The organism is Variovorax sp. 10L421 (genome assembly GCF_056395365.1).
Map to the genome: position 1 here is coordinate 1 of NZ_JBFTJJ010000031.1, position 21361 is coordinate 21361.

Consider the following 21361-nt stretch of genomic DNA (forward strand, 5'->3'; position numbering starts at 1 on the left):
GCGGCGCCGCATCTGCTGGCCATCGAGCCGGGCCTGCGCGACCGCACGCTGGTGGTGAACGGCGTGTCGAAGACCTATGCGATGACGGGCTGGCGCATCGGCTATGCAGCCGGCCCCGCGGACATCATCGCGGCGCTGGACATGCTGCAGTCGCAGTCGACCAGCGGCGCGTCTTCGGTGAGCCAGGCAGCCGCCGTGGCAGCGCTGAACAGCGAGGCGGCCTTTCTTCCTGGCTGGGTCGCCACCTACAGGCAGCGCCGCGACACCGCAACCCGCCTGCTCAACGACATTCCGGGCATTCGCGCCCGCGCACCGGGCGGCGCGTTCTACCTCTATCCCCACTGTGGCGGCCTGATCGGCAAGCGAACGCCCGAGGGAAAGACGCTGGAGACCGACAACGACGTCGTGATCTACCTGCTCGAAGCGGGCGGCGTCATGGTGCTGGCGGGCACGGCGTACGGGGTGTCGCCGTACTTCCGCATGTCGACGGCCACCAGCGTCGAGCAGATCGAGGAGGGGTGCCGGCGCATCGCCTCGGCAGTGGCGAAGCTCACCTGATTCCGGCCGGCGGGCCTTGCCTATCAAGAATCCTTATAGGCGAAGGTCCATAACGTATTGGCCGCCGGAGAGTTCCCTTCCTACTATTCCTTCAACCCTTCCATGACCCGGAGAAAAGCAATGAGCTACCCCACGAACTCGAGATTGCGCGGCGCGACCCTGGTGGCCATTGCCGCGATCGCCGGCTTCTGTGCATTGGCGCCCGCCAGTGCGCAGACCGACACCTTCAAGATCGGTGTCATCGCGCCCATGAGCGGCCCCAATGCCCGCTACGGCGCTTTCGCGAACAAGGGCGCAGCGCTCGCCGCCAAGGAAATCAACGCCGCCGGCGGCGTGCTCGGCAAGCAGATCGAACTCGTGAGCGGGGACAGCCAGTGCGTGCCGGCAGAAGGCGTTGCCGCCACGCAGCGCATGATCAGCCTCGAGAAAACGCCGGTGATCATCGGCGACGTCTGCAGCTCGGTCACGCTGGCGATGCAGCCGCTGGCCGAGGAATCGAAGGTGCTGCTCGTGAACGCGGCCTCGTCGAACCCCGACATCACCTACAAGGCCGGCGTGGGCGGCTTCAAGTGGACCTTCCGCAACTACCCGACCGACGAGGTGCGGGCCGCGACGGTGCTGGAGTACGCATCGAAGACCAAGGGCTTCAAGAAGTTCGCGGTGCTCTCGGTCGACAGCGATTACGGCCGCGGCGCCATCAAGTTCACCAAACGCTACCTGCCGAAGTACGAAGGCGCCGAGATTCTGAGCGAGGACTACTACAAGGATTCGGAGACCGACTTCCGCTCGGTGCTGAGCAAGATCCGCCGCTCGGGCGCACAGGCCATCATCCTCTACGGGCAGGCCGACACCACGCCAATCATTGCCCGCCAGATGCTCGAACTCGGGCTGGCCGGCAAGGTCGCGCTGGTCGGCAACGGCGAGTTCAACACCAAGGAAACCATCGCCGCCGCACCGAAGGTCATGAACGGCGCGGTCGAGGCCGCCGCGTGGCTGCCCGAGGTGCCGGCGCCGCGCAGCCTCAAGTTCGTGGAGGACTACAAGAAGGCCAACGGCGGCGAAATGCCGAACAACCATGCCTACACGCACTACGACACGCTGAACCTCGTCGTGGCCGCGATCAAGAGCGCCAACAGCCTCAAGGCCGAGGACATCCGCAACGCCATGGCGAAGATCAAGTACGACAGCCCCATGGGCGTGGTGACCTTCGACGACCACAACCAGGCGGTCATGCCCATGGTGCTGCTCGAAATCACCGACGGCAAGCCGGCCATCAAGGGAATGATCGCGACCAAGGTCGACTACGCGGCTGGCGCGAAGTGAAGAAGAAGCGCCCTGTCCGGCCTGCGAGAACACCGTGAGTTCCTTCCTCTTCGAACAGATCGTCAACGGCATCATCACCGGGTCGGTCTACGCCCTGGTGGCCGCCGGCATGACGATGATCTTCGGCGTGCTGCGGGCCATCAACTTCGCCCATGGCGAGTACTACATGCTGGGCACCTTCGCGGCCTGGTGGGTCATGTCGAAGCTGATGGCCGACTACAGCCTGGCCATCGTCGGCGGCGTAGCCATCGTCAGCTTGATCGCGGTGCTGATTGGGCGCAGCGTGATGCAGCGGCTCATCGGCCAGCCCTTCCAGGCCGGCGTGCTGGCCACGCTGGGGCTTTCGCTCATCCTGCAGAACGTGGTCATCCTGGCCTTCGGCGGTGGCTACAAGGTGTTCTCGGGCGGCTGGCTCGAACCCATCGAGCTCGGCGACTTCGGCATGTCGCAGCAGCGCGTGATCCTGGTCGTGGTCACCATCGCGGTGTTCGCAGGGCTCGAATGGATGGTGCGCAGCACGCGGCTGGGCCGCTCGATTCGTGCCGTATCGCAGAACATCGAGTGCTGCCAGGTCAACGGCATCGACGTCGAGCAGGTGGTGCGCCGCACCTTCCTGATCGGCGTGGCCATTGCGGCGCTCTCCGGCATCCTGACGGGGCCGATCAACGTGAGCATCTACGGCGGCATGGGCGAGTCGATCACGCTGAAGACATTCGCCGTGATCGTTATGGGCGGCATGGGCAACGTGCGCGGCACGCTCATCGCCGGCTGCCTGCTGGGCGTCATCGAGAGCCTCGTCGCCGGCTTCATCGGCCTGCAATACCGCGACTCCGTCGGCTTCATCGTGCTTCTGCTCATGCTCATGTTCCGGCCGCACGGCCTGTTCAGCAGCAAGGCCCGCTTCTGAAAGCGACAACTTCATGAAACAGGCAATCTTGTCGAACACCACGCTGGACACGCCGCGTCTGCCGGCCGCCCGGGTCGCCGCGGTCAACTGGAGCGCATGCGCCGTCGGCGTGGCCGCGCTGCTTTGCGCGCCGCTCTTCCTCGGCGACTACTACCTGCACGCGATGGTCCTCGCGATGATCTTCCTGCTGCCGGCGCTGGGGCTGAACCTCATCCTGGGCTACACGGGCATGCTGTCGCTCGCGCAGGGCGTGTTCTTCGGGCTCGGTGCGTATGCGTCGGCCCTCATGTCGATCCACTTCGGCACGCCGTTCCTGGTGAATTTCCTGGTCGCGGGCCTGGTGGCCGGGCTGGTCGCGCTGCCGCTGGGCATTCCGGCGCTGCGGCTGCGCGACACCTCCTTCGTGATGTGCACGCTCGGCATGGTGGTCATCGCGCAGATGGTGTCGAAGAACTGGATCGGCCTGACGCGCGGCGACATGGGGCTGTCGGGCGTGGCCCGGCCGCGCCTGGGCTTCGGCGACATGGTCTACACCGTCATCAAGGCGCCCGAGTACTTCTACCTGGTGCTCGTGCTGGCGGCACTCGCGGTGGCGGCCTTCGTGGCGCTGATCCGCTCGCCGGCGGGCCGCTGCATGGTGGCCATTCGCGACAACGAGACGCTGGCCGAATCGCTGGGCGTGCCGACCTGGACCTACAAGCTCCTGGTCTTCATGCTGAGCGCCGTCTTCGCAGGGCTCGGCGGCAGCCTCTACGCGCATTTCTCGACGGTCGTGAGCCCGCTGGTCTTCCAAGCCTACTACTCCAACACCATCCTGATCATCGTGCTGGGCGGCGGCGTGGGCAAGGTGCCGGGCGCCATCATCGGAAGCTTCGTCTTCGTGGCGGTGTCCGAGGCATTGCGCATCACGCCCGAGCTGCGCATGGTGATCTACGGCTTCGTGCTGCTGGGGCTGGTGTTCCTGTTCCCGCAAGGGCTGGCGCCGCTGTTCCAGCGTGCGGCGGAGCGCATTGCCGGTATCGGAAAGGGGCCGCGCGATGTCCGTTGAACCTGCCATGCTGCGCATCGAAGGCCTGCGCAAGAACTACGGCGCCGTCGCGGCGCTCCAGGGCGTGGACATCGAAGTCCGCCGCGGCGAGGTGATGGGGCTCATCGGTCCCAACGGCTCCGGCAAGTCGACCTTATTCGACTGCTGCACCGGCCTGCAGCGCAGCGACTCGGGCCGCGTGCTGCTCAAGGGCGTGGACATCACCGGCTGGCCGATGAACCGCATCGCCCGCGAGGGCCGCTTCCTGCGAAGCTTCCAGAAGACGGTTGTCTTCCCGACGCTGGACTCGGAAGAGAACCTCGTGCTGGCCGGACAGATGTCGCGCTTTCCGAACGTGCTGTCGACCTTCTGGGTCGGACCGTCGGCCAGGAAGCGCATCCAGGCCCTGCGCGAACGCGCGAAGGAACTGATCGAGGTGACGGGACTGGCGCGCGTGGCGCACCTGCCGGCCGGCAACATGTCCGGCGGGCAGCAGAAGCTGCTGCAGTTCGCGTCGATGCTGATGCCCGAACCCGAGCTGATCCTGCTCGACGAACCGCTGGCGGGCATCAACCCCGTGCTCATCGAGAAGGTCATCCAGTGCATCGAGCACGCGAACCAGAAGCTGGGCGTGACCTTCGTGGTGATCGAGCACAACACCGACGTACTGATGAACCTCAGCCACCGCGTGGTCGTGCTGCACCAGGGCGCCAAGCTGGCCGACGCCACACCGGAGGAAGTCGTTCGCAATCCGGAGGTCATCGAGGCCTACCTTGGTGGTTGACACGAAGAACAGCATCATGGAACTCGAAATCGACAACCTCCGCGCCGGCTACGGCCACCTGGACATCCTGCACGGTGTGGACCTGAAGATCCGGCATGGCGAATTCGTCACGCTGCTGGGCCCGAACGGGGCCGGCAAGTCGACGCTGCTGAAGTCGCTCTTCGGCATGACCACCCACAAGGGCGGCGCGATCCGCTGGAAGGGCAAGGACATCGCGGGCCTGCGCCCGCAGGCGATGCTGGGTCACGGCATTGCCTACGTGCCGCAGGGCCGCTGCAACTTCCAGCTGATGTCCATCGACGAGAACCTGGAGATGGCGGCCTACACCATCAAGGGCGGCGACCTGAAGGGCGAGCGCGAGTACGTCTACGACCTCTTCCCCATTCTGCGCAAGCGTCGCAACGAGCTCGCCGGCAACATGTCCGGCGGCGAGCAGCAGCTGCTCGAGATGGCGATGGCCGTGCTGCGCCGCCCCGAGATCCTGCTGGTGGACGAGCCCTCGGTCGGCCTCTCGCCGCAGGCGATCACGCTGGTCTTCAACGAACTCAAGCGCCTGCACAAGGGCGGCCGAACCATCCTGCTGGTCGAGCAGAACACCCGCAAGGCCATGGAGGCCGCCGAACGCGCCGTGGTGCTGCGCCTGGGCAAGGTCATCTGGGACAGCCCGGTCGAGGCGCTGAGCACCGCCGACCTGGGCGAACTGTTCATGACGGGCAGGCGCGCATCCGACCCGGCCACAGCCTGAACGCACATCTCAACCGAACACTCAAGGAGCTGAAAGGCATGAAACTGGCATTTGACACGGGTGGCACGTTCACCGACTTCGCGATGACGGAGGACGACGGCACCATCCTGCTGCACAAGGTCCTGAGCACGCCCGATGCGCCCGCGCGCGCCGTGCTCCAGGGCGTGGACGAGCTGCTGGCCAAGGTGCGCGCCCGCGATGGCGGCAAGGCCAAAGGCAACGGCCAGCTGCAGATTCTTGGCGCGACCACGGTCGTGACCAACGCGGTGCTGGAGCGCCGCGGCGTGCACACCGCCTTCATCACTACAGACGGCTTCCAGGACATGCTGCGCATTCGCACGGAGGGGCGCTACGACCTGTACGACCTGCGCATCCAGTACCCCGATCCGCTGGTGTCGCGCGAGCTGTGCTTCGGCGTGGAAGAGCGCATTGCCGCGGACGGCACGGTGATCAAGGCGCTCGACGAAGACGGCGTGCGCACCATCGCCCGCGTGCTGCTCGACAAGAAGGTGGAGTCGGTAGCCGTGTGCCTGCTGCACGCCTACAAGTACGCGCAGCACGAGCGGCGCGTGGCGGAGATCCTGGCCGAGGTCGTACCGGGTATCTCGGTCTCGCTGTCTTCGACGGTGTGCCCCGAGGTGCGCGAATACGACCGCGCCTCGACCACCGTCGTCAACGCCTACACCCGGCCGATGATGGTGGGGCATGTGAACCACCTCGAGCGCGAGCTGTCGCAGCGTGGTGTCGAAGGGCAGCTGCTCTGGATGACGTCGAGCGGCGGCGTGGTGCCGAGCTCGTCGGCCTCGCGCACGCCGGTGCGTCTGATCGAGTCGGGCCCCGCGGCGGGCGCCGTGGCGGCGGCGGACTATGCGCGCCAGGCCGGCGAGTCGAGCGTGCTGTCGTTCGACATGGGCGGCACGACCGCCAAGCTGTGCCTGATTCCGAACGGCCAGCCGATGGTGGCCAACGATCTCGAAGTGGCCCGCCACGAGCGCTTCCGCAAGGGCAGCGGCTTTCCTCTCAAGATCCAGTCGATCCACATGATCGAGATCGGCGCGGGCGGCGGCAGCATCGCGGCGCGCAACAAGCTCGGCCTGCTGGGCGTGGGGCCGCGCAGCGCGGCTGCGGCGCCGGGGCCGGCCTGCTATGGACGCGGCGGCACGGAGCCCACGGTGACCGATGCCGACCTTCTGCTGGGCTACCTGAACGAAAACTCCTTCCTGGGCGGTGACTTCGCGCTCGACAAGCCCGCCGCCGAATCGGCGATGGCACGGCTCGCGAAGGAGCTCGGCATTTCGCTCGAGCGCTGCGCCTGGGGCATCCACGATATGGTCAACGAGAGCATGGCCGAGGCCGCCTCGATGCAGGCCACCGACAGCGGGGTCGACCCGCGCGCGCTGCCGCTGATCGCCTTCGGCGGTGCAGGGCCGGTGCATGCCTACGGCGTGGCCCGCAAGCTGGGCATCCGCAAGGTGATCTGCCCGCTGGGCGCCGGCGTTACCTCGGCCATCGGGCTGCTGGGCGCGCCGGTGGCGGCGGACCTGTCGGCAAGCCTGCCGATGCGCATCTCGACATGGAACCCGAGCGCGGTGAACGTGGTGAAGGCCACGCTGGCGGACCAGGGGCGCGAAGTGGTGCTGGCGAGCAAGGTGCCGGTGGACCACATCACCTACTCGTACACCGTTGACATGCGCCACGTGGGCCAGGGCTACGAAATCTCGGTGCCGCTGCCGGAGCTGGACCCGGCGGACCCGAAGTTCGTCGAGGAACTGCTGGTCCGCTTCCATGCCAACTACGTGGCCCTGTACGGCCGCGCCGTCAGCGGCACCGATGCGGAGGTCATCACCTGGCGCGTGCGTGCCAGCGGGCCGAAGGCGCCGGTCTCGCTCGCAAGCTTGCGCGGCGAGTCGAATGTGGCGCGCGATGCACGCAAGGGCACGCGGCCGGTCTTCTTCCCGGAGCTCGGCAAGTACGTCGACACGCCGGTCTACGACCACTATGCGCTGGTGCCCGGCGTTCCGGTCGAGGGGCCGGCGATCATCGAGCAGCGCGAGTCGACCGTGGTGATGGGGCCCAATGCCAGCGCCTCGCTCGATGCCCAACACAACCTGATCATGCTTTTGTCCTGAGGTCTTCTTGCCATGTCCATGCTCAAACCCGACTTCAACGACCCGATCACCCTGCAGGTGATGTGGGACCGCCTGGTCTTCATCGCCGACCAGGCCGACAGTGCGCTCGGCCGCACGGCCTTCTCGCCCATCGTGCGCGAGAACCACGACTACGTGAACGTGCTGCTGGACGCCAAGGGGCGCGCGCTCGCGCAGTGCACCTGGTCGATTCCGGTGTTCATCACCACGCTGCCGATGGCGGCGCAGAACTACTTCCTCAAGGCCTTTCCGCCCGAGTCGCTGGAGCCCGGCGACGTGCTGGCCACCAACGACCCGGTGATCGGCACCGGCCACCTGCCGGACATGGTCATGCTCACGCCGATCTTCCGCAAGGGAAAGATCGTGGCCTACGCGGGCAGCATCGCCCACCTGCCGGACATCGGCGGCCGGCCGCAGTCGCCCGACTCGACCGACATGTTCGAGGAAGGCATCCGCATTCCGATGCTCAAGCTGTTCAAGGCCGGCAAGCCCAACACCGACGTTTTCTCCGTCATCGAGGCCAGCGTGCGCCTGCCGCACGAGGTGCGCGGCGACATTCAGAGCATGGTGGCCGCCAACGAGGTGATGAGCCGCGAGCTCACGCGCTTCATGGACGAATACGGCCTCGAGGACTGCGACGGCCTCGGCGAGGCGATCTTCAGCCGCTCGGAGCGCCACATGCGCAAGGCCATCGCGGCCTGGCCGAACGGCAGCTACAAGGCCGACATGACGATCGACGGCTTCGAGTCCGACGTGAAGCTGTGCGTGAGCGTGGAAGTGCGCGACGACTCGATCCATGTCGACTACACGGGCACCTCGCCCGAGGTGGCGCGCGGCATCAACGTGGTGCCGCACTACCGCGTGGCGCACAGCGTGTATGCGCTGAAATGCCTGCTCGATCCGGAGACGCCGAACAACGAGGGCTGCATGGTCGCACTGACCGACTCGGCGCCGGCGGGTTCGATCCTCAATCCGCGCCCGCACGCGGCGGGCGCTGCGCGCAACCTCGTGGGCCATTGCATTCCCAGCCTGATCTTCAAGGCGCTGCAGCACATCGTGCCCGACGGCGCGATGGGCGACAGCGGCGGCGCGCCGATCTGGGGTATCAACTGCCAGGGCCAGCGCTCCGACGGCACGGCCTACGGCAGTGCGCAGAACTTTCATGGCGGACAAGGCGGACGCTCGTCGATGGACGGCCTGGACACGCTGAGCTTTCCGTCCAACTGCCGCGTGACGCCGATCGAGATGTACGAGCTCGCGGTGCCCGTGCTCACCGAATGCAAGGAGCTCATTCCGGACTCGGGCGGCCCCGGCCAGTTTCGCGGCGGGCTGGGCCAGCGCGGCGTGATCCGCAACCTCTCGGACCGCGAGATGAACATCTACCTGAGCACCGAGCATGTGAAGTACCCCTGCCTCGGCGTGCTGGGTGGCCAGGCCGGACGCAACGGCGCGGTGCTGCACGACGGCAAGGCCGTGTTCCCGAAGGGCCGGCTGGTGCTGGCACCGGGCGAGCGCCTGACGATCGAGCTGCCGGGTGGCGGCGGCTGGGGCGATGCGCAACAGCGCTCGCGCGATCTGGTCGAAGACGACTTGCGCCAGGGCCTCGTCAGCATGGCCGGCGCGCAGGCCGACTACGGGTACGAGGCCGGGGCGAGCGCCGAAGCGCAGAAGGCGGTGGCGTGATGGCCGGTGCACTGAAGGGACAGGTCGCGCTCGTCACCGGTGGCGGTTCGGGCATCGGCCGCTCCACCGCGCTGATGCTCGCCGCCGAGGGCGCACGCGTCGTCGTGATGGGGCGCAGGCCTGAGCCGCTGCAGGCGGTGGTCGAAGAGATCCGAAGCGCCGGTGGCGAAGCCTGGGCGCGCCAGGCCGACCTGCAGGAACGCGAGCAGCTCGTGGCACTGGTGCAGTGGACCGCGAAGGAGGTCGGCCCCATCGGCATCCTCGTCAACAACGCGGGCCTCACGAGCCGCGTGCGCAACATCCGCTGGATCGAGCCGGACGACTGGGAGTCGGCGGTGTCGGTCAACCTGACGGCGGTCTACGTGCTGATCCAGGCCGTGCTGCCGGGAATGCTCGATGCCGGTGCCGGCACCATCGTCACCGTGTCTTCGCTGGCTGCCGTGCGTCCGAACCTGTTGGGCGGTGCGCCCTACGGCGCGGCGAAGGCGGCGGTGACGAACCTGATGGGCTTCGTGCACGGCACCTTCCGCAACAACAACATCCGCTCCACGACCATCCTGCCCGGCGAGGTCGACACGCCCATCATGGACACGCGCGTGCGCCCGCCGAGCGCCGAAGAGCGCGCCGCCATGGTCGCGCCTGAAGACGTGGCGCGCGCCATATTGCTGGCCTGCACGCTGCCGCAGGGCACCACCATCGAGCAGTTGGTGATCAGCCCGACCCGCGCGCGCGACCAGGGCCCCGACATCGAAATCAGCCGCTGGCTCGGCGCCCCCGACGGAACACCCGGCAAACCCTGAACGAGACGAAGCATGAGCGACACCCTTCATCAACGCCTGGCACGCGACAACTCCGTGCTGATGGTCAACCCCAACCATGTGTCCCCCACGCTGTGCGAGAAGCTCGTGCGCTCGGGCGCGGACTCGGTCTTCATCGACTGCGAGCACGGCCTGGCCAGTTTCGAGGACATCCACCACATGGCCAAGGCTGCGCGCTACGCCGGCGGCTTCGGCATCGTGCGCCCGCAGAACCAGGAGCGCTCCACCATCACGCGCTGCCTCAACGCGGGCGCGGACGGCGTGATGGTGCCGCTGATCCACACCGCGGAGATCGCGCGCCAGGTGGTGCACACCTTCCGCTATGCCTGCCCCGACGATCACGCGACGAAGCTGCTGGTCGGCATGGTGGAGTCGCTCGAGGCGGTTCGCAACCTCGACGAGATCCTGGCGGTCGAAGGCATCGACGTGTTCTTCGTCGGACCGGGTGATCTGTCGCAGTCGATGGGCTACTCGCCCGCGGTGGCACCGGGCAAGCGCCGCCCGCAACCCGCGCTCGATCTGGTCGACCAGACGCTGCAGCGCATTCGCGCGGCAGGAAAGATCGCGGGCACGCTGGTCGTGAAACAGGACGTCGAGCACCTGGTGTCGATGGGCGCGCAGCTGCTGTACTACCACGCCGACCCCTTCGTGACGGAAGGCGTTGCGGCGATGCGCAACCTGTCGCAGCCGGTGGCGGCCGTCGCGCACTGAGCTGCGAGAAATCAGGGCTGCGGTGACGCGGCTTCCGGTGCGCGGATGCCCGCGAGCCGCCCGGCGGCGAACAGGTTGTCGATCTGCTCGCGCAAGATCTCCAGCACGGCGCGCGCCTGGTCGGACATCGGCAGGTGGTCAGGCACGCACAGCGACACGGTGGCCTGCAGCACGGGCTCGACGATCCTGCGGATCATCGGCGGGTTCGCGGCCGGCGGAAAGTCCGCCAGTGCCGATGGCAAGATGGTCGCGCCCACGCCCGCTTGGATTGCCTGGCGCAGCGTTTCGGCGGATTCGATCTCGGCGCGGATATTCGGCACCACGCCGACGCGGGCAAAGGCCTCGTCGACCATCCGCCGCAGAAAGTGCATGCGGCTCGGCAGCAGCAGATCGATGCCGGCCAATGCACGCAAGGCGATGGTCCGGTCGTCGTTCTGCTCCAGCTCCATGCCCGGCGGGGCGATCAGGAACAGGTCTTCGGTCAAGAGCGGCTGCAGCGTGAGGCCCTTCATCGGGTTGCCCGCGTAGATGATGGCCATGTCCAGGCGCCCGGTCATCACCATCTCGCTCAGTACCAGACCGAAGTTGTCGTTGATGAACAGGTTGACGCCCGGGTATGCGCTACGCACCGCCTGCAGCAGCGGCATCGACAGCGCCGAGGCCGTGCTGTAGGTGGCCAGCCCGACCGAGACGGGGCCCGAGATGAAGCTCTCGTCCGTGCGGTTCATCAGTTCGCGCTCCACCTGCTCCAGGTGGCTCAGCATGATCTGTGCGTGGCGGTAGAGCTCGTTGCCGGCAGCAGTGGGTGTCACCCCGGCGTTGGAGCGATTCAACAGCTTGTGCTTGAAGTGCTCTTCGAGCGAAGCGATGTGCTGACTCAAGGCCGGTTGCGCAACGCTCAGTTGCGCAGCGGCCGCGGAGAGGCTGCGCGCATCGACCGCAGTCACGAAGCTCTTGAGGGTCTTGAAATTTACCGTCATGGGAAGTCGGGTGCGAACTGATCGTAACCCCGGTTGACGCTGCCAACGCGTGGCTTGATGCTTGCTTGCAAACAGAACAGCAAGACGACGGAGACCCGGTGAACCTCAGGCGGTTGAAATATTTCGTGAAGATCGTTGACGTGGGCAGCCTCACGCAGGCCTCGGAGGTGCTGCACGTGGCGCAGCCGGCGCTAAGCCAGCAACTGGCCACCCTCGAAGGCGAGTTCAACCAGCGCCTGTTGCTGCGAACGCAGAAGGGCGTGGTGCCCACGGAAGCCGGCATGGTGCTGTACCGCCACGCGCAATTGATACTGCGCCAGTTCGAGCAGGCGCGCGCCGATGTCGTCAATGCCGGGCGCAGCCTGGCGGGGCAGGTATCGGTCGGCCTCGCGCCGGGCACCGCAGCATCGGGCCTGGCCCTGCCGCTGCTGCAGACGGTGCAGGAGCGGCATCCGCAGCTCATGCTGCACATCAACGAGAACTTCGGCACCACGCTGTGCGACGTGGTGCGCAACGGCCTCATGGACATGGCCGTGCTCTATGGTGGCGAGCACGCAGTGCGGGGCCTGTCGTTCGACCCGTTGCTCACCGAGGACCTCTGCGTCGTGGCGTCCCACGGCATGCTGCGCATGGACGGCGACGAGCTCGCGCTGGCCGAACTGCAGAACGTGGACCTGCTCCTGCCCAGCATCGACAACCAGCTGCGCCGCAGCGTGAACCGGGCCTTTGCCTCGGCGAAGATGATTCCTCGCGTGGTGGCGGAGATGGAGTCTTCGAGCACGCTGTCCGCCGCGGTCGCCTCGGGCGTGGGCGCGACGATCCTGCCCGTGTCACTTGCGCGCTCCGTCGCGGCCACCGCAGCGGTCGACGTCAGGCGGCTGGTGTCGCCGCACATCGAGATTCCGCTGGCGTTATGCGCCTCGGATCACCTGCCGCTGTCGGAGCCTGCGCAAGTCGTCAAGGGGATCCTCATGGAATTGGTTGACCGACTCGAAATGGGCGGCGGCATGCACTCGGTCCATTAGCTGCTACCGGGCATAGAGCGCCCAATTGTGGCGTCGGTTAACCAAGATTGCTCAAGAATCGAGCGAGAACTTCGTTGGCATCTACCTGTGATACGCAGCTGCATGCCAAGCCGCCGCGCAGATGATGGTTCTCTCGTCAGGAAGCCGCTCTGTGCTCGATCGCCCTGCCGTCACCCGGAGCCAAGCATGCGTCGAAAACGTCAGTCCATACGCGGGTCAATTTTTGACGGCAAACAACAGGCTTTCCCAGCATCGTTCAGTAGACCCTAGCCGAGACGAGATTTCATGATCGGCCAGTTCTTCGAGATGTCCTATGCACGCGCGTCTCTGGATGTTGCGTGAACGTCCGGCGAGAACATGACACGTTGAGAAACTGTGTCCCAGCGGATACCGCCGTAACCCTTAGCTTTGGGCAGTGCGGTCGCTGATTGCACCACTGAATCCTGCTTGAAGCCGCCTTTGGAAGGCTACGTCATTCAGCGTCTTTATCCCACTATTTTGCGTGGCCCTTTCTTCAGGCCGAGCGGCGCATCTCGGATTCCTGCGCTTGATTCGTCAGCCAAGCGCTGACGCGCAGAGCTGCGGGATTGCGTACCGCGCGCTTGGACCGGATCAGGTGGTAACCCGCCGCTAGGGGGACATGTCCGGGCCACGCCTGCATCAGCCGGCCCTCGCGCACGTCGTTTTCGATCAAGACTGCATGCCCGATGGCTACGCCAAGACCGGCGACGGCCGCATTGAGGGTGGCCTCGGTATCCTGCAGCTTTATGTGCCGTCGCCCAGAAAGGCCTTCAGCATTGACCGCCGCCAACCACTGCGGCCACTTGCTGCCGCGCAGGGAGTCATGCAGCCAGCGGAACTGTGCCAGATCGTCGATGCTGTGGATGCTGAAGGCCTCCTGCAGGCGAGGAGATATCACTGGCACTAGGCTGTCGTGCATGAGCAGGCTTGCGCCCGGCCAGGCCCCATCTGAATAGTGGATCGCGATGTCGTAGCGTTCCTTGAGGAAATCTGAATCCCAGATTGAGGTCGCGAGTTCAATGTCGACCTCGATGTGCGCGTCCTGTAGTCGCGCCAGTCTGGGCACTAGCCAGCGCGCGGCGAAGGACGGCATAGCCAGTATCTTGACCACTGGCCGTTCAATCCCGCGCCCGAGTCGCGCAGCGCCACGGTCCAGCTCATCCAGAACGCGGTGCACCGTTTCCAGATAGAGCTTTCCTGCCTCTGTGAACTGGATCTGCCTGTGGCCCCGAATGACGAGTGTCTGACCCAACTGCATCTCAAGCGAGGCGATGTGTCGGCTGACTGCGGATTGGGCCAGCCCCTGGTCGCGTGCAGTGGCTGTGAAGCTCTTACATCGCGCCAGCGCCTGGTATGTCCGAAGTGCCGATAGCGGGGTGTCGATCATGGCCCGAGCGTAACTCGGCGCGAGCGTAAATTCTTGTCGCCCGCGGGAGCACCGGGTGCGCTGTGCCGGGTTTTCAGGCGGCGGCACCGCCTTGCGCGGCTCGGGCCTTCAGCGCAGCTACCACTGCCTCACCGAACGGCTTCGCGGACGCAGGGTTCTGCCCGGTAATCAGGCGACCATCCACGACCACACGGCTTCGGAAGATGCCTGCTTCCTCGAACCGTGCCCGCTGCGCCTTGAGCGCGGATTCCAGCTCAAACGGAATGAGCCTGTCGTACTGTCGGGAGACCTCCTCTTCGTTGGTGAACGAGGTCAGCCGGCGGCCCGCGATCAAGCTGCTTCCGTCAGAAAGGGTGAGGTCTAGCAAGCCTGCTGGGCCGTGGCACACCGCGCTCACGATGCCGCCGCGTTCGTACACTCCACGCACGATGTTATGCAACCGGGCGTTGCGAGTGAAGTCCCACATAGGGCCATGGCCGCCCACGAGCATTACAGCGGCGTAGCGTGCCGGGTCGACGTCGGACAGCGGCAGGCTGTTTGCCAGCTTGTTACGCAGCTCTGGTTGGATCCAGAACCAACTGTTGTCTTCGTCCGTGAGGTCGAAGCCGTCGAAGGGTGGCATGCCGCCACGAGGGCTGGCGATATCAAAGTCGACGCCAGCCTGCGCGAAAACCCGGACTGGATGCGTGAGCTCGGGAAACCAGAAGCCCGCGACCAGATCCTGGCCCTTGCGGTCGTGGCTCGATACCACGATGAGGATGCTGGGACGGCCATTCGCTCCCCGCGTGGCACTTGCGGGAGCTGCAGCAGGAGAGGCGGCATGTGCATGTATGCCTGCGGATGCTGCGACCATTGTTGCGCCGGCGGCTCGGACGAGCTGGCGGCGGTTGAAGAAGTTCATACGGTTTCCTTGCGATTCAACGAGTGACTCGGGTTTGAGTTGCGAGCAGGTCACGGGTGTGGATCGGCCGCGTGCTCGATTGGACGTGCAAGACAGTAGACTGGCGATGCAAGGATGTGAACGCAGGCCATGCGACGCAGGCATGGGAGATCACGCGGCTGTTCGGGTCGGGGCGCCCTTGCCGGCGGCATGCACACCTTGCGCAGACCGCGTGCGTAGAAAGAGCTCGTACCCAGCAGCCTGGACAGCCGCTGCCCCAGGGTTTCGCGGCACGTCTGTCGGCGACGAACCGCTGCTCAGCGCCTGTGTGCGAAGCCGGCCCTGTCGCACTGCGCCAAGCGCTTGATCATGATCGATCTCCAGCAGGGGGACGAAGACCATCACCTGAGCCAGCACATCGCTTTGAACCGGGAGTTGACGCCCGTCTGAGCGATCCGGATGGAGCGCAATGGCAGCCATGGCGTCCACTGGTATCCCGTATTCGCATGGCATGCCATGACAAAAGCGCATCTCGGAATGCGGCTCATCAGTGCCTAATCCGGGACATCTCATACAAGACACTCATCTCCATGTTGAAAGTGCATGTGCCGGCGGACATCTTCACGCCAATTGCTCCCTATGCCCAGGCTGTTGAGGTGATATCGCCAAACCGTTGGCTCTACATCAGCGGCACCATGGGGTTCGCGCCTGATGGCAGCCTTGAGAATGACTTCGAGGCCCAAGCGGTGCGCGTTTGGTCGAATGTGCAGGCAACGCTGGCTTCAGCGCAGATGACGTTTGCAAATCTGGCCAAGGTCACGATCTGGCTCCCGCGCCGGGAGGACTGGCGTCTGGGCGCGGAGATTCGGCAACGCTTTCTGGGGGACCTGCGGGTGGCCATGTCGGTTGTCGAGGTTGGGCTGGTCGATCCCGCATGGCTGATTGAAGTCGAAGCAGTGGCGGTGGCTTGACATGGTGAAATTCGAACTCAATGGTCGGCCTACCGAACTCGACCTCCCCGAGGATATGCCGCTGCTCTGGGCGCTGCGCGACGTCGCAGGTCTGACTGGAACCAAGTTCGGTTGCGGCATGGGCCTGTGCGGCGCCTGTACTGTGCATCTGGACGGCGAGGCCGCGCGCTCCTGTCTCACTCCGCTCGCTGCCGTACAGGGCAAGCGCGTGACTACCATCGAGGCCGTGGGGCAGACGACACTGGGCCGCGAAGTCCAGAAGGCGTGGCTTGACGAGGAAGTCGTGCAGTGCGGCTACTGCCAGTCCGGCCAGATCATGTCGGCGTGTTCGCTGCTCAAGCACACGCCACGACCCAGCGATGCCGAGATCGACGGTGCGATGGCTGGAAACATTTGTCGATGCGGAACCTATTCGCGGATACGGATCGCGATTCATCGCGCCGCGAACGCAGGAGCGAAGGCATGACGAACGCCGCCCGACTCGACATATCCCGCCGCGTTTTTCTGGCGGGTGGAAGCGCGCTGGCGTTGGGCGTCATGTTCGATGTCGCCGCGGCGAAGGACGCCGATGCTGGCGGCGCAGCGGCCTCGGCGTTCGAGCCGAATGCCTTCATCCGCATCGACGCCGACGAGACCGTCACGCTGACCATGCCGCGCGTGGAAATGGGGCAGGGCATCTACACCGCGCTTTCCATGCTCATCGCCGAGGAGTTGGAGATCTCGCTCGACCATGTGAAGCTGGCGCATGCCCCGCCGGATGCGGCGCGCTATGGCAACCCGCGCGCCGGCGGCGCGCAGATCACTGGGGGCTCCAACTCGATCCAGGGCGCGTGGGAGCCGATGCGCGCCGCTGGCGCCACGGCCCGCGTGATGCTCGTGGAGGCTGCCGCGCGGGAATGGGGCGTGCCGGCTTCAGAGTGCCGGGCGCGCGATGGCGTGGTGAGTCATCCGGGCAGTCGTCGGCAACTGTCTTACGGCCGGCTCACCGCGCGTGCCGCGAGCCTGGGGCTTCCACCCAAGGTCGCACTGAAAGCGCCACGGGACTTCAAGCTGATCGGCCGTCCCATCAAGCGGCTGGATGTGGCGGGCAAGGTCAACGGCTCGGCCCGGTACGGCATCGACACACGGCAACCCAACATGCGCTACGGCGCCGTGGCGGCCAGCCCGGTGTTTGGTGGCAAGCTCGTGCGTGTGGACGACAGCGCGGCGCTTGCCGTGCGAGGGGTCAGGCAGATCACGCGCATCCACAATGCCGTGGCCGTCATTGCCGACCATTCATGGGCCGCCAAGCAGGGCTTGGCCGCGCTGAAGATCGAATGGGCCGATGGTGCGGCAGCCACGGTGTCGACCGAAAGCCTTCGCAACGACCTGCAAGCAGCGCTCAAGCGGCCGGGGGCCGCGGTTGCGCGCCTGCAAGGCGATCCGGATGCCGTGGTACGCGCGTCGAACCGGAGGCTCACCTCCATCTACCATTCACCCTTTCTCGCACACGCCGCACTCGAACCCGTCAACTGCACCGTGGACCTGCGGGCCGACGGCTGCGACGTCTGGGTTGGAACCCAGGCGCCACCGCGGGCACGCGAGTCGGCGATGAAAGGCTCGGGCCTGCCGGCCGACAAGATCCGCATCCACAACCACCTGATTGGCGGCGGGTTCGGGCGGCGACTGGAATCGGACTTTGTCGAGCAGTCGGTCGCCTTGGCGAAGGGCGTGCAGGGGCCGGTGCAATTCATCTGGTCGCGCGAGGAAGACATCCAGCACGACGTTCCGCGCCCAGCGTATGCTGACGAGTTGAGCGCTGCGCTGGACGCGCAGGGCCACGTCAGCGCGTTCACGCACCGGGTGGCCGGCTCATCGATCTACGCGCGCGTGGCGCCGGGTGCCTTCCGCAATGGGCTGGATCCGGATGCTGTGGAGGCCGGCCTCGGTCCTTATGCCTGGCCGGCGGCACGACTCGACTACATGCGCGAAGAGCCGGTGGCCGGCCTGGTCACCGGTTGGTGGCGCGGTGTCGGTCCCACGCACAACTGCTTCGTGGTCGAGAGCTTCGTGGACGAGTTGGCCGCGCTGGCGAACAAGGATCCGGTCGAGTTCCGCCGGGACTCACTGCCCGCGGGCTCGCGTGCACGCGCTGTGCTGGAGGCTGTGGCGCAGAAAGCGAACTGGCATGTGCCGCTGCCTGCGGCGCAGCCGGGCACCCGCCGCGGGCGCGGCGTGGCATTGTTGTCGGCGTTCGGCAGTTTCCTGGCCCAGGTGGCCGAAGTGACGGTCGATGCTGTGGGCGACATCCGGGTCGACCGCGTGGTCTGCGTGGTCGACTGCGGCATGGTCGTCAATCCCGATACGGTTGCCGCGCAGATCGATGGTGGCATCCAGTTCGGCGTGACGGCGGCCCTGTGGGGCGAAATCACTATCAAGGCGGGGCGGGTCGAGCAGAGCAATTTCCATGACTACCGCCTGCTCCGGATTTCGGAAGCGCCCAAGGTGGAAGTACACATCCAGGCCAGCCAAGCGGCCCCGGGTGGTGTCGGCGAACCCGGAACTTCCGCCGTCATCGCCGCCATTGCCAATGCGGTGTCGTCGGCTACCCAGCAGCGCCTTCGAAGTCTTCCCCTGCGGCCACGCGCTGCATGAGCAACGCGTCATGCTTTCCCGTCGCCATTCCTTGAATCGCTTTATGTCCCTCGCCGATCACATTTCATCCAAGCGCAACCGACCCCATGACAAGGGCGTGCTGCTTGCACTTGCACTTGCACTTTTCATCGCGCCGGTATCGCCTGCCATTGCCAACCAGGCCCTGGCGACGTCCAAGGCCTGCATCGCGTGTCACAGCGCGACCCAGAAGCTGGTTGGCCCCTCGTTCCAGGACATTGCGGGCCGCTACAAAAACGTACCGGGCGCTCTCGACTCGCTGGCCGGAAAGATGATCAAGGGCAGCGCCGGCGTGTGGGGCCCGATGCCGATGCCACCCAATCCGCAACTCAGCGCAGAGGACGCCAACAAGCTGGCGCGCTGGATTCTCGGAGCGGGCTGAGGCGTGCCGGCGCGTCGGGTTCTTTTGGGCGTCCTCACCGCCGGCATGTCCACGGCGTGTAGGCGTTTCTGGAAAAGCGCCCGCCCCGGTTTCGTGACCATGGTTCCGCTGCGCCCGCAGCCAATTGAGCAAAGCGCCTGGTCGGACGCTTAACGCCTCAGTCCCAGCGGATCCCGAGCTTCTTGACCAGCGTGCCCCAGCGTGCGCGTTCCTTGTCCAGGAACACGACCGTTTGCGCCGGCGTGCCGACCACCGCTTCGGCGCCTTCCTGGACCAGCCGGCTTTGTATTTCAGGCAATGTCATGGCGCGCTGCACCGCATCGCGTAGGCGGTTCACCACGTCTGCTGGCGTGCCTGCCGGGGCCACCAGTGTGTGCCAGTTCGCTACCTGCACGCCGGGCAAGCCGGCCTCGATCGTGGTGGGCACGGCCGGCAACACGGCGATGCGTCGCGGTCCGGCCACGGCTAATGGCACCAGCCGTCCCGCCTCGATGTGCGCGCGCACCAAGGTGACGTCGGCCACCATCAGGTGCACCTGTCCCGCCACCAGATCGTTCAGCGCCGGGCCGGTTCCGCGGTAGGGCACGTGCATGATGTCGATGCCCGCCTCGTGCTTGAACAGCTCGCCGCCCAGGTGAGGAATGGTCGCGTTGCCCGCGGAGCCGAAATTCAGCGTGCCGGGCTTGGCCTTGGCCAGCGCGACCAACTGCTGCAGGCTGGTCACGCCGATCTTCGGGTTGACGACGATGACCTCCGGCACCGCCACCACCTGCGTGATTGGCGCGAAGTCCTTCGCCGGGTCATAGGGCATCTTCGACGCGATATGGTTCGCCACCGTGAGCGCACCCGCCAGCGAATAGCCCAGCGTGTAGCCGTCGCGCGGCGCACGAGCCACTTCGGCCATGCCGTTGAGCCCGCCCGCGCCCGGTTTGTTGTCCACGATCACGGATTGCCCCAACACCCGGGCGATGCCGGCGGCGACCAGCCTGGCCATGGCATCGGCCGAGCCGCCGGACGCCAGCGGCACCACGACACGGATGAGCTTGGAGGGGAAAGGCTGCGCTTGCGCGCGCGCGAAAGGCAGGGTGCCTGCTGCCATCGCGGCGGCCAGTCGCAGCGTGGAACGCCGGTGTGGATTCATGATCATCTCCTTCAGAAAGCATGGCGCATGCCCATGGCGATCAACGAGGTGTTGGCGCCGGCACGCACGCCGCTGTATTTGGTCGTGGCATCGCTGATGTCGTAGCTGCTGGCCGCCAAGTTCTTGAGCCAGCTGTAAGACGCATAGATGTCGGTACGCTTGGACAGGGCGTAGATGGCCGTTGTGGTGACCTGGTGCGCATCGAAGTTTCTGGCCGTCCGATCGTCGTAGTGCTTGATGGACACCAGCACGCGTAGCTGCTGCTGGACCAGGTACGACGCGCCTAGCATGTAGCTGCGGTAATCGCGGCTGAAGATGCTGGTCGCGCTGGAAGGCGCGGCAACCGTCCGGCTGCCTTCCCAACGCCCGGCCTGGAAAGCGCCAGAGAGCGTGAGTCCGCCCAGGGTGTAGCTCAATCCTGCGGTCGACGCGCGGTCGCTCGCGGTGTCGGCGGCGTTGGTGTGGCGCGCGTGGGCCAGGCTGGCCACCCAACCGCCGCTGCGGTAGATCATGTTGAAGCCCAGCGTGGATCGGGCGCCTGCGCTCGCCGGGGCGGGCTGTTCGCCAAATGAATATTGCACGCGCACGATGACGGGGCCGAGCGCCGGCGAGATGTAGTTGACGGCATTGTCGTTGCGCGCGACGGTGGTGGGGTTCGAGCCGGTCCACATGGTGCTGCTGATCGTGCCGATGCCGAAGGCCGTCGGATCGACCGGTGCCAGGGCATAGAAAGTCGGCGCGTAGTCGCGACCCATTTCGATGGTGCCGAGCGTGGCGCTTGACAGGCTGAGAATGGCCTTGCGACCGAACAACCGTCCGCCCTGGCCGAAGCTACCGTCGTCCACGTTGAAGCCGTTCTCCATCTGGAAGCCTGCCGTCAGGCCACTACCCAGGTTCTCGCTGCCGCGAAAGCCCAGGCGGCTGCCGCTTTGGCAGCCTGAGCCCTGACGCGTGCTGTGTGCGCCGCCGATGTTCGAGCGGGCCACGCAAGCATCCACCAGGCCGTAGATGGTGGGCTGGGCTTGCGCGCTGGACGAACCAAAGGCAAGGGCTACGGCTGCGCCCACCATGGTCGCAAGGTGATTCTTCATACCGATGTCTCCTCGTTGTTATTGCGCGGGCAAGTCTAGGAAGCAGACTTGCGCCCACCTAGAGGCGATGCGGCAATGCAGCTATGTCAACGCGGCCAGGGGTTGTCGGTGCGGACAAGGCAGCCATT

Annotated in this window: 20 protein-coding genes; 15 read left to right on the forward strand and 5 right to left on the reverse strand. The window is 66.0% G+C overall.

Translation table 11 applies throughout. The features are described 5' to 3' along the window. The 10 genes from AC1DFC_RS26535 to AC1DFC_RS26580 all read left to right on the forward strand — a co-directional run. On the forward strand, positions 1-558 hold a 558-nt coding region (locus AC1DFC_RS26535; protein WP_478180288.1), incomplete at its 5' end, for an aminotransferase class I/II-fold pyridoxal phosphate-dependent enzyme. Positions 559-678: 120 nt separating this feature from the next. Beyond that, positions 679-1881 (forward strand): ABC transporter substrate-binding protein, encoded by a 1203-nt coding sequence (locus tag AC1DFC_RS26540; RefSeq protein ID WP_478180289.1) that lies wholly within the window; start codon positions 679-681, stop codon positions 1879-1881. Between the two features lie 34 nt (positions 1882-1915). Next, entirely contained in the window at positions 1916-2788 is an 873-nt protein-coding gene (locus AC1DFC_RS26545) for a branched-chain amino acid ABC transporter permease (RefSeq protein WP_478180290.1), read from the forward strand. A 13-nt stretch (positions 2789-2801) separates the two neighbouring features. Beyond that, entirely contained in the window at positions 2802-3836 is a 1035-nt protein-coding gene (locus AC1DFC_RS26550) for a branched-chain amino acid ABC transporter permease (RefSeq protein WP_478180291.1), read from the forward strand. Then, positions 3826-4599: an ABC transporter ATP-binding protein gene (locus AC1DFC_RS26555; RefSeq protein WP_478180292.1), complete on the forward strand. Its 774-nt coding sequence runs from the start codon at positions 3826-3828 to the stop codon at positions 4597-4599. Before AC1DFC_RS26550 ends, AC1DFC_RS26555 begins: the two co-directional genes overlap by 11 nt. 16 nt (positions 4600-4615) lie before the next feature. After that, positions 4616-5344, forward strand: coding sequence for a branched-chain amino acid ABC transporter ATP-binding protein (locus AC1DFC_RS26560; protein WP_478180293.1), 729 nt, complete (start codon positions 4616-4618; stop codon positions 5342-5344). 38 nt (positions 5345-5382) lie between these two features. Then, complete coding sequence (locus AC1DFC_RS26565; RefSeq protein ID WP_478180294.1) at positions 5383-7473, forward strand: hydantoinase/oxoprolinase family protein; 2091 nt, start codon at positions 5383-5385, stop codon at positions 7471-7473. Positions 7474-7485: 12 nt separating this feature from the next. Continuing rightward, the gene (locus tag AC1DFC_RS26570) at positions 7486-9174 is read left to right on the forward strand and encodes a hydantoinase B/oxoprolinase family protein (RefSeq protein ID WP_478180295.1); all 1689 of its coding nucleotides are present in this window, start codon (positions 7486-7488) and stop codon (positions 9172-9174) included. Continuing rightward, positions 9174-9974 carry an SDR family oxidoreductase gene (locus AC1DFC_RS26575; protein WP_478180296.1) on the forward strand — a complete coding sequence of 267 codons (801 nt, stop codon included), beginning with the start codon at positions 9174-9176 and terminating at the stop codon, positions 9972-9974. Before AC1DFC_RS26570 ends, AC1DFC_RS26575 begins: the two co-directional genes overlap by 1 nt. 12 nt (positions 9975-9986) lie before the next feature. After that, on the forward strand, positions 9987-10703 hold the full coding sequence (locus tag AC1DFC_RS26580) for an HpcH/HpaI aldolase family protein (RefSeq protein WP_478180297.1): 717 nt from the start codon (positions 9987-9989) through the stop codon (positions 10701-10703). 11 nt (positions 10704-10714) lie between these two features. On the opposite strand, the gene AC1DFC_RS26585 is transcribed toward AC1DFC_RS26580, so the two are convergent. Then, entirely contained in the window at positions 10715-11683 is a 969-nt protein-coding gene (locus AC1DFC_RS26585) for a LysR substrate-binding domain-containing protein (protein WP_478180298.1), read from the reverse strand. Between the two features lie 98 nt (positions 11684-11781). Between AC1DFC_RS26585 and nac the strand changes: the two genes are divergently transcribed. After that, positions 11782-12708 (forward strand): nitrogen assimilation transcriptional regulator NAC, encoded by a 927-nt coding sequence (gene nac, locus AC1DFC_RS26590; RefSeq protein WP_478180299.1) that lies wholly within the window; start codon positions 11782-11784, stop codon positions 12706-12708. A gap of 514 nt (positions 12709-13222) precedes the next feature. Here the strand turns inward: nac and AC1DFC_RS26595 are convergent. Together AC1DFC_RS26595 and AC1DFC_RS26600 are read right to left on the reverse strand one after the other, a co-directional pair. Continuing rightward, complete coding sequence (locus AC1DFC_RS26595) at positions 13223-14116, reverse strand: LysR substrate-binding domain-containing protein (protein ID WP_478180300.1); 894 nt, start codon at positions 14114-14116, stop codon at positions 13223-13225. A gap of 73 nt (positions 14117-14189) precedes the next feature. After that, a complete protein-coding gene (locus tag AC1DFC_RS26600) occupies positions 14190-15017 on the reverse strand; it encodes a type 1 glutamine amidotransferase domain-containing protein (RefSeq protein WP_478180301.1) in 828 nt (275 codons plus the stop codon). A gap of 569 nt (positions 15018-15586) precedes the next feature. Here AC1DFC_RS26600 and AC1DFC_RS26605 point away from each other — a divergent pair. Genes AC1DFC_RS26605 through AC1DFC_RS26620 form a run of 4 tightly spaced genes read left to right on the forward strand, consistent with a single transcriptional unit; the run spans position 15587 to position 19001 of the window. Then, positions 15587-15967, forward strand: coding sequence for a RidA family protein (locus tag AC1DFC_RS26605; protein WP_478180302.1), 381 nt, complete (start codon positions 15587-15589; stop codon positions 15965-15967). 1 nt (position 15968) lies between these two features. Next, the gene (locus AC1DFC_RS26610) at positions 15969-16433 is read left to right on the forward strand and encodes a (2Fe-2S)-binding protein (RefSeq protein ID WP_478180303.1); all 465 of its coding nucleotides are present in this window, start codon (positions 15969-15971) and stop codon (positions 16431-16433) included. Beyond that, entirely contained in the window at positions 16430-18601 is a 2172-nt protein-coding gene (locus AC1DFC_RS26615; RefSeq protein ID WP_478180304.1) for a xanthine dehydrogenase family protein molybdopterin-binding subunit, read from the forward strand. Before AC1DFC_RS26610 ends, AC1DFC_RS26615 begins: the two co-directional genes overlap by 4 nt. A gap of 10 nt (positions 18602-18611) precedes the next feature. After that, complete coding sequence (locus AC1DFC_RS26620; protein ID WP_478180305.1) at positions 18612-19001, forward strand: c-type cytochrome; 390 nt, start codon at positions 18612-18614, stop codon at positions 18999-19001. Positions 19002-19158: 157 nt separating this feature from the next. Here AC1DFC_RS26620 and AC1DFC_RS26625 read toward each other — a convergent pair whose 3' ends face one another. After that, positions 19159-20142 carry a Bug family tripartite tricarboxylate transporter substrate binding protein gene (locus AC1DFC_RS26625; protein WP_478180306.1) on the reverse strand — a complete coding sequence of 328 codons (984 nt, stop codon included), beginning with the start codon at positions 20140-20142 and terminating at the stop codon, positions 19159-19161. Positions 20143-20153: 11 nt separating this feature from the next. Further along, positions 20154-21233 (reverse strand): porin, encoded by a 1080-nt coding sequence (locus AC1DFC_RS26630; protein WP_478180307.1) that lies wholly within the window; start codon positions 21231-21233, stop codon positions 20154-20156. Positions 21234-21361 lie beyond the last annotated feature (128 nt).